Origin of the sequence: Pantoea sp. R13S299 (assembly GCF_048515925.1) — a bacterium.
Classification (GTDB): Bacteria; Pseudomonadota; Gammaproteobacteria; order Enterobacterales; family Enterobacteriaceae; genus Pantoea.
The window spans coordinates 1,310,618-1,328,186 of record NZ_JBLYEF010000001.1; the positions used below are offsets into that span (position 1 = coordinate 1,310,618).

The following is a 17,569-nucleotide window of genomic DNA, read 5'->3' on the forward strand; positions in this document are numbered from 1 at the left end:
CACTTCTCCACTGATTAACTTTCACTTACATTCCATTACATTAAGTTTAACTCGTTGTTTTCGATCGCTTTCCTCTCGGTCCTCACAAGGAGTTAGTCATGAAAAACGTCAAAACCAGTGTCATCTGGTTAGTGGTGGCGTTAATCGGCGCGGGCGCTTTCGCCATGCTGGCCCTCAGCCGCGGCGAACACGTCAACGCAGTCTGGCTGGTGATAGCCGCTGTCGCCTGTTACAGCATTGCTTATCGCTTCTACAGCCTGTTTATCGCCCGCAATATTTTCGAACTGGACGACCGCCGGATGACGCCTGCCGAGCGACTGAGCGACGGGCTGGATTATGTCCCGACCAATAAATGGGTGCTGTTTGGCCACCACTTCGCGGCTATCGCGGGTGCCGGTCCGCTGGTCGGTCCGATTCTGGCGGCGCAGATGGGCTTTCTGCCGGGCACCATCTGGATCCTTGTCGGGGTGATGCTGGCGGGCGCGGTACAGGACTTCCTGATCCTGTTTATCTCCACCCGCCGTGACGGCCGTTCGCTGGGCGAGATGGCGCGGCAGGAGCTGGGTTCGTTTGCCGGTGTAGTGACGATGCTCGGCGCGCTGGGCGTCATGATTATTATTCTGTCAGCGCTGGCGCTGGTCGTCGTGAAGGCGCTGGCAAACAGCCCGTGGGGCCTGTTTACCATCGCGGCCACCATCCCGATTGCGCTGTTTATGGGCGTCTACATGCGCTTTATCCGCCCCGGTAAAATCGCCGAAGTCTCCCTGATTGGCTTTGTGCTGATGATGGCGGCGATTATCTATGGCGGCGACGTAGCCCAGCATCCTTACTGGGGTCCCTTCTTTACCCTGAAAGGCACCTCGCTGACCTGGGTGCTGGTGATCTACGGGTTTATTGCCTCGGTGCTGCCGGTCTGGCTGCTGCTGGCTCCGCGCGACTATCTTTCGACCTTCCTGAAAATCGGCGTGATTGTCGGTCTGGCGGTGGGCATCGTCTTCGCCATGCCGGAGATGAAAATGCCGGCTGTCACCAAATTTATCGACGGCACCGGCCCGGTATTCTCTGGCGCCATGTTCCCGTTCCTGTTTATTACCATTGCCTGCGGCGCAATCTCCGGCTTCCATGCGCTGGTCTCCAGCGGCACCACGCCAAAACTGATTGAGCGGGAAAGTCATATCCGCTTTATTGGTTATGGCGCGATGCTGATGGAGTCCTTTGTGGCGATCATGGCGCTGATTTGTGCTTCGGTGCTGGATCCCGGCGTCTACTTTGCTATGAACTCACCGGCCGCGCTGATTGGCACCACGGTTGAAAGCGCCTCTCAGGTGATCAACGGCTGGGGCTTTGTCGTTACACCAGAAATGCTGAGCGGCATCGCCCGCGACGTGGGTGAAGGCTCGATTCTCTCCCGTGCAGGTGGCGCGCCGACCTTCGCCGTGGGCATGGCTCATATCATTACCGAGATCTTTAACAGCCGGGCGATGATGGCGTTCTGGTATCACTTCGCCATCCTGTTTGAAGCGCTGTTTATCCTGACCGCCGTGGATGCCGGCACCCGCGCCTGCCGTTTTATGGTGCAGGATCTGGTCGGTACCGTGGTGCCATCTATGGCGAACAACCGCTCCTGGCTCGGCAATATGGCAGGCACAACCGTCGCTGTCGCAGGCTGGGGCTTCTTTGTCTATCAGGGTGTGGTCGATCCGCTGGGCGGCATTAACACCCTGTGGCCACTGTTTGGTATCGGTAACCAGATGCTGGCATCGATGGCACTGATTCTCGGTACCGTGGTGCTGTTCAAAATGAAAAAGCAGCGTTACGCCTGGGTGACTATTTTGCCGACCGTCTGGCTGTTTATCACCTCGATGACCGCGGGCTGGCAGAAAATCTTCCATGAGAAACCCTCTATCGGCTTCCTGGCACAGGCCAATAAGTTCCGCAAAGGGCTGGATGAGGGCGTGATCATTGCGCCGGCCAAAAGCGTGGCGGATATGCAGACCATCGTGTTCAGTAATCAGATTAACGCCGCGCTGTGCGCCTTCTTTATGCTGGTGGCGGTAACGATGCTGATCTCGGCGTTCTTTGTGATTCGGCGTGCGCTAAACAGTACGGTGCCGACCACCAGCGAGACGCCGGTGGCACTGCGCAACAAGGAGGTGCGCCATGTCTGATGCTATCTTTCAGGCCCACCTTCCACAGGGAAAGTGGCAGATTATCCGCTGTCACCCGGCCGCCCCGGCGCAGCCACAGACATTCAGCTGGCGCGGATTCTGGCGCGGCCTGCAGCAATGCTTTCGCTTAATGGTCGGGGTACAGGATTATCAAAAATATCTGCAGCATATGCGTCTGCATCATCCCGACCAGCCGCCGATGAATGAGCGGGATTTCCACCGTTACTGTCTGGATGCCCGCTTCCCCAGCCAGGCAGGTAAACTGGGCAAATGTCCCTGCTGAATTAACTCAACAGCCCCGCTCTGTCGGGGCTTTTTTGTGCCATTCTTATCTGGATGGGAAAATATATTCGGTTTGCATCTTGTGCTTGCATCAGATGATGAATACTGTTGCTAAAATAATGAGATAACGCCTGCAGAGCACTTCCCGGAGGAAGTTTCCATGACCGATGAACACGGGCAAACGTTGTTGTACACTCTGTTTGGTACAACCAGCCCTCATTGGCGTCTGACGGCGGACAGCGATGCGTTGCATTTTGCCGAAGATGAGTCGTCACAAACCAATATCGCCCTGCCGTTAACACCCGGTCAGGCCGCAATGATCCGCGCGATGCCGGTCATCACCTCAAGTATCAATCTGACCATGACTCTGCAGGGCATTGATGTGCCAATGCATTTTGTCGGGCGCAAAGTGAACCAGGCCTCATGGGCCGGAACCGCCTCTGCCTGGGGGGATACGTCTGCGGTCGCCCGCGACTTAACCCTGGGTCTTTCATTCGCCGAACAGGTGGTTTCTGAAGCCAACTCCGTGATCGTGATCCTCGATCAGCGCGGCAATATTCAGCGATTTAACCGCCTGAGTGAAGAATATACCGGTCTGAATGAGCATGAAGTTATTGGCCGCAACGTCTTTCAGCTGTTTATGACTAAACAGGAAGCCTCACAGTCGCGACGCAACATTGCGGGCTTCTTCCGTGACGGCAACTCGTATGAGGTTGAGCGCTGGGTTAAAACCAAAAAGGGCCAGCGACTGTTCTTGTTTCGTAATAAGTTTGTTCACAGCGGCAGTGGCAAAAATGAAATTTTCCTCATCTGTTCTGGCACAGATATAACAGAGGAGCGCCGGGCCCAGGAACGCCTTCGGGTGCTGGCAAACACCGATACGGTGACTGGTTTGCCTAATCGCAACGCCATTCATCAACAGATTAGCCTGGCGCTGGAGCGGGCTGAGGGCGATGAGACCGGCGTGGTCTATCTCGATCTCGATAATTTTAAAAAAGTGAATGACGCCTACGGTCATATGTTCGGCGATCAGTTACTGCAGGCCGTCTCGCTGGCGATTCTCAGCTGTCTGGGCAAAGACCAGACGCTGGGTCGCCTGGGTGGTGATGAGTTTGTGGTGCTGGCTGAGCACACCAGCCAGGCGGCACTGGAAGCGATGTCCTCCCGCATTCTTGAGCGTCTGCGTCAGCCTTTCCGAATCGGACTGATCGAAGTTTACAGCGGCTGTTCTATCGGTATCGCCTTCGCGCCGCTGCACGGCGAAGATCGTGAGAGCCTGATTCGCAACGCGGATACCGCGATGTATCACGCGAAAGAGAACGGTCGCGGCAAGTTCTGCGTCTTTGCGGCGGAGATGAACCAGCGGGTCTTTGAGTATCTGTGGCTGGATACCAACCTGCGCAAGGCGCTGGAGTTGGATCATCTGCTGGTTCATTATCAGCCGAAAATTGACAGCGATGGACAGGTTCGCAGCGCCGAAGCGCTGGTGCGCTGGAATTCGCCTGAGCGCGGCCTGGTCTCGCCTGCGGATTTCATTCCCTATGCCGAAGAGTCGGGGCTGATTGTGCCGCTGGGACGCTGGGTGATGCTCAATGTGCTCAAGCAGATTATCCTCTGGCGCCAGCAGGGTATTTTCCTGCGCGTCGCCGTTAACGTATCGGCGCGTCAGCTGATCGATCAAAGCATCTATACCGATCTGAAACAGGCGCTGCATGAGGCGAATGTCACCGATTGCCCTATTGATATTGAGCTGACTGAAAGCTGCCTGATTGAGAATGAAGCCGAAGCCCTGCGCTTGATGAAGCAGTTCCAGGAGCTGGGCGCACAGGTTCATCTGGATGACTTTGGCACCGGTTACTCCTCGCTCTCTCAGCTGGCACGTGTGCCGATCAATGCCATCAAGCTCGACCAGAGCTTTATCCGCGATATTAACAAGCAGCCGGTTTCACAATCGCTGGTGCGTGCTATCGTCGCCGTCGCCAAGGCGCTCGATTTGCAGGTGATTGCGGAAGGTATTGAGACGTCGGATGAAGAGAAGTTTGTCCTCAAAAGTGGTGTCGATGGGCGTCAGGGTTACTATTACGCAAAACCAATGCCCGCGGAACAATTTGGGCATTGGCTGGCTAAGCATCCTGCCCGCGTTTAACGCTGGTTCAGATTATCCCGCTTTACGCAGTGATGCGCTGTGGCGGTTTTGTAACTGGACCAGGCGTTCCATGTAAGCAATATCTTTGGGTTCGATGGTAAACGCGTAATCGACCCAGTCTTCTGTGATATCCATCAGCTCGGCGCGTGACAATTGCAGCACGCGCTGACGCGCTTTCAACATCGCCCGTACGCCATTGAGTTTTGGCCGTAACGTATCGATAAAGGTGCGAGTGGCACGGTAGCTATCGCCCGGCTGGAAGACTTTATCCACCAATCCGCGCGTCTCATACCACTCCGCGCTGTGGGACTCCCCTTCACAGATCAACTCCTCAGCCAGTTTCATGCCGGAACGACGCGCGACCAGCGAGTAGCCGCCCATGCCGGGAAACAGGTTAAAGGCGATTTCCGGGAAGCCCATCCGCGCGTTGTTCTGCGCCAGAATGAAGTGATGCGCCAGCGCCGCTTCGAATCCGCCACCTAACGCACTGCCCTCAATCATCGCCAGCGTCACCGCACCGGTGTCGAACCCGCGTGCTGCGGAATGGATGCAGTCAACACAGGCACGGGCATAGGCCCGCAGCGCCTCACGGCGGTTATTGCGAATGCACTCGACGAAGAAGCGCAGATCGCCACCGGCGTTGAACATCTGCGGCACCAGTGAACCCGTGACCCAGAAATCGATCGGCAGACCGGAACGCTGAGCGGCATAGCTCAGGTTCATGATCTCCTCAATCAGCTCATGGTTGAAGCTCGGACGGGGCTGTGCACGCAACATCATCCACATGGTACGACGCCCTTCTTCGTAATAGGCGACTAATTGCGTGGTGTTGCCGACTTCGGTAAATAATCTGCACGTTGCTTGGTTAATAACTGTCATTGTCTCATCCTCTGTTTATATTTTGATGCGTTAAATACGCCACATCAGCGTAATGCAGAGTGAGGCCAGACCCAATTAGAGATTGATTTACAACACAAAATCCAGAGTGATCCCCGACTCGCGCGCCGGGGATTGATTAGGTGGGTTACTTAATAGCGGCACGCTGCCCGACGGCAACATGAAGACGCTTAAGACGTTTTGAATAGATCGCAGTAATAATTGGCACCAGAACCGAGGTCACAATGACGGAAGTGGCAACCAGCGCCGTCGCCGCAGGCGCCACCGGTTTAAACTGCGGCAGCATCTCGGCAATCAGCACCGGTGTCGCCACCGCCGCACCTGCCGTACTGGATGCCGCGATGCCAGCCGTGCCGTCCCCGCCACCAATCAGCCTGTCGGCCAGAATAAGCGGGATGCCGGTGATGATGATCACGGCTACGCCGAGCATGATGCCCAGCAGTCCGGTTTCCGCAATCACACCCAGGTTAATGGTGTTGCCCAGGGCAAAGGCGAAGAAAGGGATCAGCGTATGTACAGCTTTACCGAAGAAATCACGCAACTCCGGATCAAGATTCCCTAATGCAAATCCCACCACAAACGGCAGGACCGCGCCGACAAACACATGCGGTTCAAATGAGGCGATACCGGCGGTGCCCAGGATAACCATGGTCATTAATGGCCCGGACTCCAGCGACATTAGTACAAATGCGCCCGCTTCCTCTTTAGAACCATACTGCTGCATGATTGAAGCATAGAGGCCGCCATTGGTCATATCCATCGCAGCCACTAGCGCCAGCGTCGATAAACCGGCGAACATCCCCACTTCTACGCCATTCTCCGGCATTACGCGTGAGGCGATGGCGGCGACCACCCAGGCCACGGCAATTTTGGTGAGCACCAGCGTGCCCGATTTCCGCAGCACCGTTCCGGTGGCGCTGAGCTTGATCGACGCGCCCATACAGAAGAACCAGACGGCCAGAATCGGCACGGTGCCGGTCATCAGACCGTTGGTGAATGAACCGAAGTATTTCCCGGCTCCGGGAGATAACGTATGACAGAGTGCGCCGATAAACAGCGGAATGAGCATCATGCCGCCCGGAATTTTGTCTATTGCCCGTTTGATGTGCATATGAGTGTCACCTTTGCTTTGCCAGTGTGGGTGCAGGAAGTGCCCGAAGGCGATGCAGGCAAAGTAGTGACTTAAGGTAATCAAAACAGTGATCGCCTCGATAATATGAAACGCTGTTTTACTTTTGTTGATAAGTTGTTTTGATAACTATGATGGGGATCGCCATACCAGTCTCAAATGAGACTAAAAAAAACGGGACGCTATTGCGTCCCGCCTGTTATTTTTGCCCGTACCAGGCGTTCTCGCCATGCTTTCGCAGATAGTGCAGGTCAAGCAGCGTCTGGTTAATCGGCGGCAGGTCTGGTGTCAGCTGCTGGCTGAACAGGCCCATATAGGCCACCTCCTCCAGCACCACCGCGCTATGCACGGCCGCGTGGGCGTCTTTGCCCCAGGCAAACGGGCCATGTGAGTTGACCAGCACCCCAGGAATGGCTGAGGGAGACAATCCGCGCTGCGCAAAGGTTTCGATAATCACTTCACCGGTGTTCCACTCGTACTCGTGCTGAATCTCTTCGTTGCGCATTGCGCGGGTACAGGGGATCTCGCCATAGAAATCGTCAGCGTGGGTAGTGCCCCAGGCCGGAATCGGGCGTCCTGCCTGCGCCCAGATGGTCGCATGGCGCGAATGGGTATGGACAATGCCACCGACTTCCGGCCAGGCGAGGTAGAGCGCGCGGTGCGTTGCCGTGTCTGATGAAGGGCGTTTATCCCCTTCCACTACCTTGCCACTCGCCAGATCGACGACGACCATGTCGTCACGCTTCATCACCTCATAGCGCACGCCAGAAGGCTTAATCACCAGCAAACCCTGTTCGCGATCAATCGCGCTGACATTGCCCCAGGTGAAGGTCACCAGGTTGTATTTAGGTAGATCCAGATTCGCTTCCAGAACCTGTTGTTTAAGCTGTTCCAGCATGCCTTTTCTCCTGCTGACAATCGTCCCTGAATTTTGCGGAGTCAGACGCCAAAGGGTTATGGAGCAATTGGCTATAAACGCAGAAGGAATGGCTGTGAATGCAAAAATGTGTCGTGATTTCAGAATTTTCTATCTTCGGAATTATTGCAGAACGCTTAGAATCGTCTCAGGCAATGCGTGGACCTGTTCTGACGGGCTGGCATTGTGACTCACCCGCTACAAACGGTTTGTCCATGGTGATCACATTTCTATGCCGTCAGGGATGCGGCAATGATGCGACACAAGCGGGCTGAGGAAATATCGGAGCTATACTAAGAGTGTTGCCTCTGTGAGCACATCAAAGGAGAAGGGTATGACAACAACAATGAAACGAATCACTGCCGTTGTACTGGCGACCACGTTAGCTGTTGCACTGAGCGGCTGTTCTAACTGGTCTAAGCGTGACCGCAACACCGCCATAGGCGCGGGCGCGGGTGCGATTGGGGGTTCAGTATTGACCAATGGTAGCGCACTCGGCACAGTCGGTGGCGCCGCTGTCGGTGGTATTATCGGTCATCAGGTCCACTAAGGACCTTATTAAAAGAATAGTCGGCTACGCTAAGCATCTACACAACAATCGGGCTACTCAGGTAGCCCGATTTTTTATTCAGCCGCCCGCCAGTTTGACCTTCATGCCTTTGGCTTCCAGCAGGCTTTTCAGTAAATCGCGTTTATCACCCTGAATCTCAATAACCCCCTCTTTTACCGAACCGCCACAGCCGCACTTCTTTTTCAGTTCAGCCGCCAGCAGCGTCAGTGCCGCATCATCCAGGTCGATGCCGGTGATCAGGCAGACGCCTTTGCCCTTGCGTCCGCTGGTCTGGCGCTGGATGCGCACAATGCCATCCCCTTTAGGCCGTTCCGCTTTGGTCTCCGGCTGGGTAATGCGCCCGCTGTCGGTGGAGTAAACCAGTCGATTATCATCTGCCATTATTGTGTCTCCAGACTGTGCAGGATTGCCTGCAGGGTGGCGGCGGGATCGGCTGATTGGGTGATCGGACGCCCGATGACCATGTAGTCCACGCCTGCCTGCTTCGCCTGCTGGGGAGTCATGATGCGACGCTGATCGCCTGCATCGCTGCCCGCCGGGCGAATCCCCGGTGTGACCAGCGCAAAGTCCTGCCCCAGAACCTGTTTGAAGCGAACCGCTTCATGCGCAGAACAGACCACGCCATCCAGCCCGCACGACTGGGTCAGCTTCGCCAGTCGCTCTGCCTGCTCAGCAGGAGAAAGCGTGATGCCCAGCCCTTTGAGATCGTCTGCATCCATGCTGGTCAGTACGGTGACCGCAATCAGCAGCGGCGCATCTTTACCAAAGGGAAGCAGCGCCTCGCGTGCCGCATTCATCATCCGCGCCCCGCCGCTGGCGTGGACGTTGACCATCCAGACACCCAGATCGGCAGCGGCCGCCACGGCATGTGCGGTGGTGTTGGGAATATCGTGGAATTTCAGGTCGAGGAAGATTTCAAAGCCGCGCTGCTGCAGGGTTTTGACCAGCGAGGGGCCAAACAGCGTAAACATCTCTTTGCCCACTTTCAGGCGGCAACTGCGGGGATCGATCTGGTCGACGAAACGCAGGGCGCTGTCGAGGTCATGATAATCCAGCGCGACCAGAATTGGCGAAGCAGTCACGTTGTGGGATGAAGGCATGGCATTTCCTCTGCAGTGGGCACCCGCAGGCGCAATAGACAAACGGCAAGCATTCTACCTGCGGTGTCTGACCATCACAATCGCCATTGCCCCTCTGTCCGGCAACTTTTGCACTGTTGCCGAGGTCCGGAGAATGATTACTCTTTTAGTATGTTGTAACTACATTAGGATGCCGCCGATAAGTCTGGAACGGCCTTTTTACTGGCCGTCGAGCCCGCGGATAGGTTTAACAGAGGACCAGGTGCGGCACGATGGACAGTGCCAGTAGAGTGCGTGAGCGGTGAAGCCACACTTCTGGCAGCGATAGCGTGGCTTAGTGCGGATCTGTTCGCCAACCATATCACGCAGCACCATCAGGCTATCTTTAGCGCGACCCTCTTCCGCTTCGTGCAGGTTTAAATCCATCAGGCGATGGAACACGCGCATTGTCGGATGGCGCTGCAGCTGACGACTGATGTAGTTCTGGGCCGCTTCGGCACCCTGCTGCTGCTCCATGATGTCGGAGAGATAGAGTTCCGCTGCCGCACCCGTGTTCTCTTCCACACAGCGCTGCAGGAAGTCAGCCCAGGCTTCTGGTTGATTGAGGCGCTGAAAACAGGTCTCCAGCATGCCCAGCGTTTCACTGACCAGCTCTTTATCCTGATCCAGCACACGTTGAAGATGGCCAACGGCTTTGGCGAAATCCTCTTTCTCCATCAGAATCCGGCCCATCATGATAGAGATGCGTGCGCTGTTACGATCGGCCGCCTCCCCTTTCTTCAGCAGGCTCATCGCACGATCCAGGTCGTCGCTGCTCATCGCCTGTAACGCCAGTTCGCAGTAGAAGTGGGCGATTTCGCCTTTCTGCTTCTCTTTGCCGAGCTTAACCAGTCGTTCTGCAACCTCAATCGCCTGCTGCCAGTCGCTGGTTGCCTGATGGATCAGCAGCAGCTGCTGCAGCGCCCCCACCCGAAAATCCGTTTCGTCGGTGAGCTGCTTAAACATATCTTCAGCGCGGTCATATAAGCCCGCCGCCATGTAGTCGCGACCGAGTTGCTGCACGGCAAGCAGACGCTGCTCGTAGCTCAGAGACGCGCTTTCCATTAACGCCTGATGGATGCGGATGGCGCGGTCAACTTCTCCGCGCGACCGGAACAGGTTACCCAGCGTCAGGTGCGCTTCAACCGTGCCGCTGTCCTCTTTCAGCATATCAAGGAACAGATCGACCGCTTTATCCTGCTGGTTTGAGAGCAGGAAGTTTACGCCAGCGACATACTCACGAGAGAGTCGGTTGGCTTCCTGTTGCTTGTCCTGATGCGCGCTGCGACGGCCCATATACCAGCCATACGCAGCCGCTACCGGCAGTAACAGAAACAGCAATTCATGCATCGGGGATTATTCCCGGCCAGCCGGAGAAGATGGCGTGGTCGCCAGAGCGGTACTCTGCTCGATTTGGGCCTGCATACGCTTAATTTTCCGGTTGGCATTCGCCAGGGAGACGCGGGTCCGTAACCAGAACAGACCGCAGATGATCCAGCCAAGCACAAAACCTGCGCCAAACAGTGATGCCAGTAAGGTCGAGATGCTGAACTCACCCTGCGCCAGCAGATAGTTAAAAGTAATGACCTGATCGTTGTGCGCACCCAGGGTGACGGAAATAATGAAAATGACCAGTACCACTAAAAAAATCAGCAAATATTTCACAGTGCATCCTGTTGTGAGGTTGTCAGGTAGAATTATGCCAAAACTCCAGCAAAAATGCTGCTCCCAGCAGCATCGGGCGAGTCGCTTTTGCGCAGGCCTGCCTAATAATATGGGGTCTTAAGGGTGAATTACAATCAGGGCTCCCGCTGCGCCACCTCTTTTTGCTCTTCCGGCGGCAGCGTCAGCGGCCCACAGAAACGTTGTGCCAGCCACGTCGCAACGGTGACCAGTATCCAGGAGAGGACTGTTGCCATTGCCAGATCGCGCGGCCAGTGCATGCCCAGCAGCAGACGGCTCGCCATCACGCCCGTAGCCCAGAGGAAGATCACCACCACGCTTTTATAGTGCCGACGCGGCCAGAGCAGACCCAATGCCAGCAGCGCCCAGCTGGCGGCAAACATGGTGTGGCCTGATGGAAAAGCAAAACCGGTTTCAAACGCCCAGTGCCGTTTCAGCCAGCCCGGGATCTGCGTTTCATCGGCAATCAGCGAGGTCACCATCTCGCCACGCTGTTTGCGCTTCAGCTCGTAGAAGGTCTTCTCATCCAGACCGTGATGCTGTTCCAGCCAGATCACATAGGGACGCGGCTCCTGAATCTGCTCTTTGATAAAGGATTTGGTGTATTGCCCGGCCAGAATCGTCGCGTTCATGATCAGCAGCAGCAGAATGGCGGGCTTCAGGCGGAAGCGCAGGCACCAGAGCATCCAGGCACTCAGCAGCACGCTGGTGACAATGCCCCACGGATTGGTGACGGTTTCGGTCATCCAGAAGAGACCTTTGAGCACCGCATTGCTTTCACCCGGCTGCCAGCGCCAGCCGGTAAGCCAGACGGCAACCGGTATGATGAGCAGCAGCAGCATTCCGAAGGTGGTTCGACGCGAAATCTTAAACATCCTCTTCCCTTATCCCGGTGTTAAAAGACAACAATTGCATAACTTTAGCTTAAAAAAGAATAACATAACCGTTGCCGATTGGATAATTGTGCTTTATCACTGCAATTGGTATCAGAGATTACCAGCCCGCTTGCGGGTTGTGGCACAATATTGCACGTTTGTCGGGCCACACCGGCCTGTGCACTATCATGATGATAGTGCATCCTCTGAAGGTTCTGGAGAGTCACATGCAGCTTAAACGGGTGGCAGAAGCCAAACTGCCCACGCCATGGGGAGATTTCCTGATGGTTGGTTTTGAAGAACTGGCAACCGGACATGACCACGTTGCACTGGTCTTTGGTGATATTAACGATAACGAGCCGGTACTGGCGCGCGTTCATTCCGAATGCCTGACCGGCGATGCACTCTTCAGCCTGCGTTGCGACTGTGGTTTTCAGCTGGAAGCCGCCCTCAATGCGATCGCAGAAGAGGGTCGCGGCGCGCTGCTTTATCACCGTCAGGAAGGCCGTAATATTGGTTTGCTGAACAAGATCCGCGCCTATGCGTTGCAGGACAGAGGGTATGACACCGTAGAAGCGAACCATCAGCTGGGTTTTGCCGCCGATGAGCGCGACTTCACCCTGTGTGCCGATATGTTCAAACTGCTGGGCGTGAATGAAGTGCGTCTGCTGACCAATAACCCACGCAAAGTGGAGATCCTGAGCGAAGCCGGGATCAACATCGTTGAGCGTGTGCCGCTGGTCGTGGGGCGTAACCCGAAGAATGCGCACTATCTGGATACGAAAGCGGAAAAGATGGGGCATCTGCTGCCGAAGTCATAAATGAAAAAAGCCGGGTTTCCCCGGCTTTTTTGTCAGTCCAGCATATTGCGGATAACGTAGTGCAGGATGCCGTCATTGCGGTAATAGGTCAGCTCATTACCGGTATCAATGCGACAGCGGGTATCCAGCTCTTCCTTACTGCCGTCAGCACGGGTCAGCGTCACTTTCACGCTGCAACCTGGCGTCAGTGCCTGAAGATTTTCCACGTCGATGCGCTCTTCACCGGTCAGCCCCAGAGTTTTGCGGGTCACGCCCTGCGGGAACTCCAGCGGCAGAATACCCATCCCGATCAGATTAGAGCGGTGAATACGCTCAAAGGATTCCGCAATTACGACCCTGACGCCCTGCAGACGTGGCCCTTTGGCCGCCCAGTCGCGGCTTGAACCTGAGCCATACTCAAGACCGGCAATCACCGCCAGCGGCACGCCTTCCGCCTGATACTTCATCGCTGCATCATAGATAGCGAGCTGTTCGCCACTCGGATAGTGGCGGGTGTAACCCCCCTCCACACCCGGCACCATCTCATTACGGATACGGATGTTGGCGAATGTACCGCGCATCATCACTTCATGGTTACCGCGACGTGAACCATAGGAGTTGAAGTCGTTGCGCTCAACGCCGTGTGACTGCAGATAACGCCCCGCCGGACTTTCCGCCTTAATGCTGCCCGCTGGCGAGATATGGTCCGTAGTCACGGAGTCGCCTAACAGGGCGAGAACCCGCGCACCGCGGATATCCTGCACCGGTTTGGGCTCTTTCTCCATATCATTAAAGAACGGCGACAGACGGATGTAGGTCGAGCCTTCATCCCAGTCGTAAGTTGCCGCTTCACTGACCCTAATTTCCTGCCACTCTGGCGTGCCATCGAAGACTTCAGCGTACTCTTTGTGGAACATGTCGCTGGTGACCTGCTGCACGGCTGTGGCGATCTCTTCCGGCGACGGCCAGATATCTTTCAGATAAACCGGCTGGCCCTGGCGATCGTGGCCCAGTGGCTCCGTCTGCAGGTTGATCTTCATGTTTCCGGCCAGCGCATAGGCCACCACCAGCGGAGGTGACGCCAGCCAGTTGGTTTTAATCAGCGGATGAATACGGCCTTCAAAGTTACGGTTGCCGGATAGCACGGCCCCTACGGTGAGATCCCCCGCTTTAATCGCAGACTCAATCTCATCTTTTAGCGGACCAGAGTTACCGATACAGGTGGTACAGCCATAGCCCACCAGGTTAAAGCCCAGTTCATCGAGATACGAGGTCAGCTGGGCGACGGCCAGATAATCGGAAACTACCTTAGAACCTGGCGCCAGTGAAGCTTTGACCCAGGGCTGCCGTTTCAGACCACGCTCGACCGCTTTCTTCGCCAGTAAGCCCGCCGCCATCAGCACGCTGGGATTCGACGTGTTGGTACAGGAAGTAATCGCACTGATCACGACTGCCCCATCGGTCAGCGTATGCGTCAGTCCGGTATCACTGTCGGTATATTCAACATTTTTATGCGGTTTCTGCGCCTGATTCACTTCCAGCTCGTTGCTGGCATCAAACGCAGCGGGTACATCGCCCAGTGATACCCGATCCTGCGGACGTTTTGGTCCGGCGAGGCTCGACTCCACTTCATTCATATCCAGCGCCAGCGTGCTGGTAAAGCGCGGCTCATCGCCTGGATTGCGCCACAGACCCTGCGCTTTGGCATAGGCTTCCACTAAGGCGACCTGTCCGGCATCGCGGCCGGTCAGTGTCATGTAACTCAGCGTCACATCATCGACCGGGAAGAATCCGCAGGTCGCGCCATATTCTGGTGCCATATTAGCGATGGTCGCGCGGTCTGCCAGCGGCAGATCGGCCAAACCATCACCGTAAAACTCGACGAATTTACCCACAACGCCATGCTTACGCAGCATCTGAGTGACGGTCAGCACCAGGTCGGTTGCCGTAATCCCTGCCTTTAGCTTGCCGGTCAGTTTGAAACCCACGACATCCGGGATCAGCATGGAGACAGGCTGACCGAGCATAGCCGCTTCGGCTTCGATTCCCCCTACTCCCCATCCCAGCACACCCAGCGCGTTAATCATGGTGGTGTGGGAGTCCGTGCCGACCAGCGTATCGGGCCAGGCATACTCTTCACCGTTAACGGTTTCATGCCAGATCGCCTTGCCAAGATACTCCAGGTTCACCTGATGGCAGATTCCGGTTCCCGGCGGCACGACGCGGAATTTATCAAACGCTTTCTGGCCCCAGCGCAGGAAAACGTAGCGCTCATGGTTGCGCTCCATCTCCAGCCGGACGTTTTCCTCAAAGGCGTCATCGTCGCCAAAATGATCGACCGTGACGGAGTGGTCGATAACCAGATCGACCGGGGTTAACGGATTCACTTTAGCCACATCGCCGCCCAGACGATTCACCGCTTCGCGCATCGCCGCCAGATCAACCACGGCGGGTACGCCGGTAAAGTCCTGCATCAGTACGCGGGCGGGACGATAGGCGATTTCACGATCGGCGTGGGCATCTTTTTGCCAGTCAACCAGCGCCTGGATGTCCTCTGCCGTAACCGAGTCACCATCCTGCCAGCGCAGTAAATTTTCCAGCAGAACTTTGAGGGATTTGGGCAGGCTATCGATATTGCCGAGATGTTGAGCAGCGCGGGGAAGACTGAAGATGTGATATTTTTTGGTGTCGACCTGCAGTATTTCCTGACTCTGCTCGCGTAGGGTAGACGACATAGCTCCTCCTTTTTCGTTCATGGTCTTAAACCTTAGAGAGACAAAGGCTTATGTTAAAGATAGACCACAAATTCGTTAACGTTTTGATTACAACACAAATTGCTACAATCGCGCATAAACGAAAATGCCCCGTGAAGTCACGAGGCATTATAAAAAGGTGATTTTAAATCAAATTACAGCGTTATCCACACCGCCGCAGACCAGAACGCAAAGGAGAAAGCATACGCGCTGAGCCAGGACATTTTTATCATATTCATTTGGTTCACTCCTTCGCCGGAATCGGGCGTAAAAGTTTTTTGCGGTCACCCTATCTGAAAAGGCGACACCCTTTGGTCGTACAGGATGTGGAAAGGGGCATTTAAAAAAGCCCGCCGGAAATTCCGGAAATAAAAGAACAGCCAGTAACAGGTGGTATGAAAACGTTATTTATTTTTAGGGTCCAGAAACGACTCAATAAAAAGTCTCTGGTTATCACTCAAATCCCATGACTCGGGGATAGACACTTTCTCGTCCTTTGCAAGCGCTTCTTTTGCCTTACAGGCAACAGGCTTGTGCTGACGCGAGGTCAGGGAACGTTTATGGCTGAGTGTGTTTGCCCACATGGCTTTAGCCCCAGATACGCCAGATCATTAACGCTACTACCACCCAGAACAGCGCAGAGGCAGCGAATACGGTTAACCAGGCATTGCGACGAGTGTTGCCGGTACGCTCAACCTTGGTGCTTTTTGCCGGGAAACCCGGTTGTACAGTCAGTCGTGTATTCATAGTTTTTGATAATCACTCTCAACAAAATGATTGATAACATCGATTAAGATTTAGGAGGAATCCTAAACGCGTTAAGGCCAAAAATCCAGTTATTTTTATTGAGTAAAACGATTAACGGTATTAATCAATAGGCTCCGGTAACGTTAGAAATGATTAACTCCGGAACAATTTTTTATTTAAACAGGCAGCTAATAAATTTGAGTTAATTTAAAAACAGATCCATTTAAAACTTTAGTGACTACTTAAGAACCTTATGTTTACTGGCTTCCCACATCAGCTCTTAACTGGAGTATGGGAATAATCCTGGCAAGCCGCAAAGTGACATAGTTAAAAATGTGTTGTAATTCGCATTTAAGAAAGCCCAATCGGAAAACATGTGATCAATGTTTTATTTACAAAAAAATCATAAAAACTTTTGAGTCTCATTTGGCGCTAAACCCTGGAGACAAAAAAGGCTGCACAAGGCAGCCTTAAGTGTATGTGGAGAGCGTAAACTCTATTTAAACGGCAGTTTGATATCTTTAAACATTGCCTCAATGTCTTCGTTTGAGCGCAGTGCCACCGCAGTATCTACCACGTCGCGCGTCAGGTGTGGTGCAAAACGTTGGATGAAATCATACATATAGCTACGCAGGAAGGTGCTGCGGCGGAAGCCAATCTTGGTGGTGCTATTGGTAAAGATGTCGGCAGCTTCTATGCGAATCAGGTCAGGATCGGCCACCGGGTCCACTGCCATGCTGGCGATAACACCCACGCCCAGACCTAACCGGACATAAGTTTTGATAACGTCGGCGTCGGTAGCGGTGAAAACGATACGTGGCGTTAATCCCGCCCGATTGAAGGCCGTATCCAGTTCTGAACGCCCGGTAAAGCCAAAGGTGTAGGTCACCAGCGGATATTCAGCCAGCTCCTCGATAGTCACCTGCCCTTTTCCCGCCAGCGGATGGTCAGCCGTGACGACAATCGCCCGGTTCCAGTGGTAGCACGGCAGCATGATTAAATCGTCATAGAGATGCAGCGCTTCGGTGGCAATCGCAAAATCGGCATTACCCTTGGAGACCGCTTCGGCGATTTGAGTCGGAGAACCCTGATGCATGTGCAGGGAGACGCGCGGATAGCGCTCGATAAAGCCTTTAATCACCCCTGGCAGCGCATAGCGTGCCTGAGTGTGCGTCGTCGCGACATAGAGCGAGCCTTTGTCCGGCCAGGTGTGCTCACCGGCCACTGACTTGATCGCATCGACTTTAGAGAGCACTTCACGCGCTATACGGATGATCTCTTCCCCTGCGGGCGTCACCTGGGTGAGATGCTTGCCGCTGCGGGCAAAGATTTGCACGCCCAGTTCATCTTCCAGCATGCGCACCTGTTTACTGATGCCGGGTTGAGAGGTGTAGAGACCTTCCGCTGTCGAAGAGACATTGAGATTATGGTTCACCACTTCGACGATATAGCGCAACTGCTGTAATTTCATATCTATTCCATCC

At 54.8% G+C, this 17,569-nt stretch carries 16 protein-coding genes; 5 read left to right on the plus strand and 11 right to left on the minus strand.

Going from position 1 to position 17,569, the window contains the following annotated elements:
• The first annotated feature begins 98 nt into the window (after positions 1-98).
• From ACN1CO_RS06400 to pdeR, 3 genes are all read left to right on the plus strand, one after another.
• Positions 99-2,168 carry a carbon starvation CstA family protein gene (locus tag ACN1CO_RS06400; protein WP_419138306.1) on the plus strand — a complete coding sequence of 690 codons (2,070 nt, stop codon included), beginning with the start codon at positions 99-101 and terminating at the stop codon, positions 2,166-2,168.
• Positions 2,161-2,451 carry a YbdD/YjiX family protein gene (locus ACN1CO_RS06405; RefSeq protein WP_419138307.1) on the plus strand — a complete coding sequence of 97 codons (291 nt, stop codon included), beginning with the start codon at positions 2,161-2,163 and terminating at the stop codon, positions 2,449-2,451. Before ACN1CO_RS06400 ends, ACN1CO_RS06405 begins: the two co-directional genes overlap by 8 nt.
• Positions 2,452-2,610: 159 nt before the next feature.
• Complete coding sequence (pdeR, locus tag ACN1CO_RS06410; RefSeq protein ID WP_419138308.1) at positions 2,611-4,596, plus strand: cyclic di-GMP phosphodiesterase; 1,986 nt, start codon at positions 2,611-2,613, stop codon at positions 4,594-4,596.
• A gap of 12 nt (positions 4,597-4,608) precedes the next feature.
• Here the strand turns inward: pdeR and ACN1CO_RS06415 are convergent, their stop codons facing one another.
• The 3 genes from ACN1CO_RS06415 to araD form a co-directional block, all read right to left on the minus strand.
• On the minus strand, positions 4,609-5,475 hold the full coding sequence (locus tag ACN1CO_RS06415; RefSeq protein WP_003853843.1) for a crotonase/enoyl-CoA hydratase family protein: 867 nt from the start codon (positions 5,473-5,475) through the stop codon (positions 4,609-4,611).
• Positions 5,476-5,620: 145 nt separating this feature from the next.
• Positions 5,621-6,604: a 2-keto-3-deoxygluconate transporter gene (kdgT, locus tag ACN1CO_RS06420; RefSeq protein WP_419138990.1), complete on the minus strand. Its 984-nt coding sequence runs from the start codon at positions 6,602-6,604 to the stop codon at positions 5,621-5,623.
• Positions 6,605-6,821: 217 nt separating this feature from the next.
• A complete protein-coding gene (gene araD, locus ACN1CO_RS06425; protein WP_419138309.1) occupies positions 6,822-7,520 on the minus strand; it encodes an L-ribulose-5-phosphate 4-epimerase in 699 nt (232 codons plus the stop codon).
• A 352-nt stretch (positions 7,521-7,872) separates the two neighbouring features.
• On the opposite strand from araD, the gene osmB reads away from it, so the two are divergent.
• Positions 7,873-8,088: an osmotically-inducible lipoprotein OsmB gene (osmB, locus tag ACN1CO_RS06430; protein WP_003853848.1), complete on the plus strand. Its 216-nt coding sequence runs from the start codon at positions 7,873-7,875 to the stop codon at positions 8,086-8,088.
• A gap of 78 nt (positions 8,089-8,166) precedes the next feature.
• Here the strand turns inward: osmB and yciH are convergent, their stop codons facing one another.
• The 5 genes from yciH to pgpB all read right to left on the minus strand — a co-directional run bounded on the left by yciH (position 8,167) and on the right by pgpB (position 11,785).
• On the minus strand, positions 8,167-8,490 hold the full coding sequence (gene yciH / locus ACN1CO_RS06435; RefSeq protein WP_039660138.1) for a stress response translation initiation inhibitor YciH: 324 nt from the start codon (positions 8,488-8,490) through the stop codon (positions 8,167-8,169).
• On the minus strand, positions 8,490-9,209 hold the full coding sequence (gene pyrF, locus ACN1CO_RS06440) for an orotidine-5'-phosphate decarboxylase (RefSeq protein WP_419138310.1): 720 nt from the start codon (positions 9,207-9,209) through the stop codon (positions 8,490-8,492). Before pyrF ends, yciH begins: the two co-directional genes overlap by 1 nt.
• Positions 9,210-9,407: 198 nt before the next feature.
• Entirely contained in the window at positions 9,408-10,577 is a 1,170-nt protein-coding gene (gene lapB, locus ACN1CO_RS06445; protein ID WP_419138311.1) for a lipopolysaccharide assembly protein LapB, read from the minus strand.
• 6 nt (positions 10,578-10,583) lie between these two features.
• On the minus strand, positions 10,584-10,892 hold the full coding sequence (locus tag ACN1CO_RS06450) for a LapA family protein (RefSeq protein WP_419138312.1): 309 nt from the start codon (positions 10,890-10,892) through the stop codon (positions 10,584-10,586).
• A 134-nt stretch (positions 10,893-11,026) separates the two neighbouring features.
• Positions 11,027-11,785, minus strand: a complete 759-nt coding sequence (pgpB, locus tag ACN1CO_RS06455; RefSeq protein ID WP_419138313.1) for a phosphatidylglycerophosphatase B — start codon at positions 11,783-11,785, stop codon at positions 11,027-11,029.
• Positions 11,786-12,012: 227 nt separating this feature from the next.
• Here pgpB and ribA point away from each other — a divergent pair, with 227 nt between their 5' ends.
• The gene (gene ribA, locus ACN1CO_RS06460; RefSeq protein WP_419138314.1) at positions 12,013-12,606 is read left to right on the plus strand and encodes a GTP cyclohydrolase II; all 594 of its coding nucleotides are present in this window, start codon (positions 12,013-12,015) and stop codon (positions 12,604-12,606) included.
• Between the two features lie 32 nt (positions 12,607-12,638).
• Here the strand turns inward: ribA and acnA are convergent, their stop codons facing one another.
• From acnA to cysB, 3 genes are all read right to left on the minus strand, one after another.
• A complete protein-coding gene (gene acnA, locus ACN1CO_RS06465) occupies positions 12,639-15,320 on the minus strand; it encodes an aconitate hydratase AcnA (RefSeq protein WP_419138315.1) in 2,682 nt (893 codons plus the stop codon).
• Between the two features lie 606 nt (positions 15,321-15,926).
• Positions 15,927-16,085 (minus strand): YmiA family putative membrane protein, encoded by a 159-nt coding sequence (locus tag ACN1CO_RS06470; RefSeq protein WP_003853864.1) that lies wholly within the window; start codon positions 16,083-16,085, stop codon positions 15,927-15,929.
• A gap of 496 nt (positions 16,086-16,581) precedes the next feature.
• A complete protein-coding gene (cysB, locus tag ACN1CO_RS06475; protein WP_003853865.1) occupies positions 16,582-17,556 on the minus strand; it encodes an HTH-type transcriptional regulator CysB in 975 nt (324 codons plus the stop codon).
• Positions 17,557-17,569: the final 13 nt, after the last annotated feature.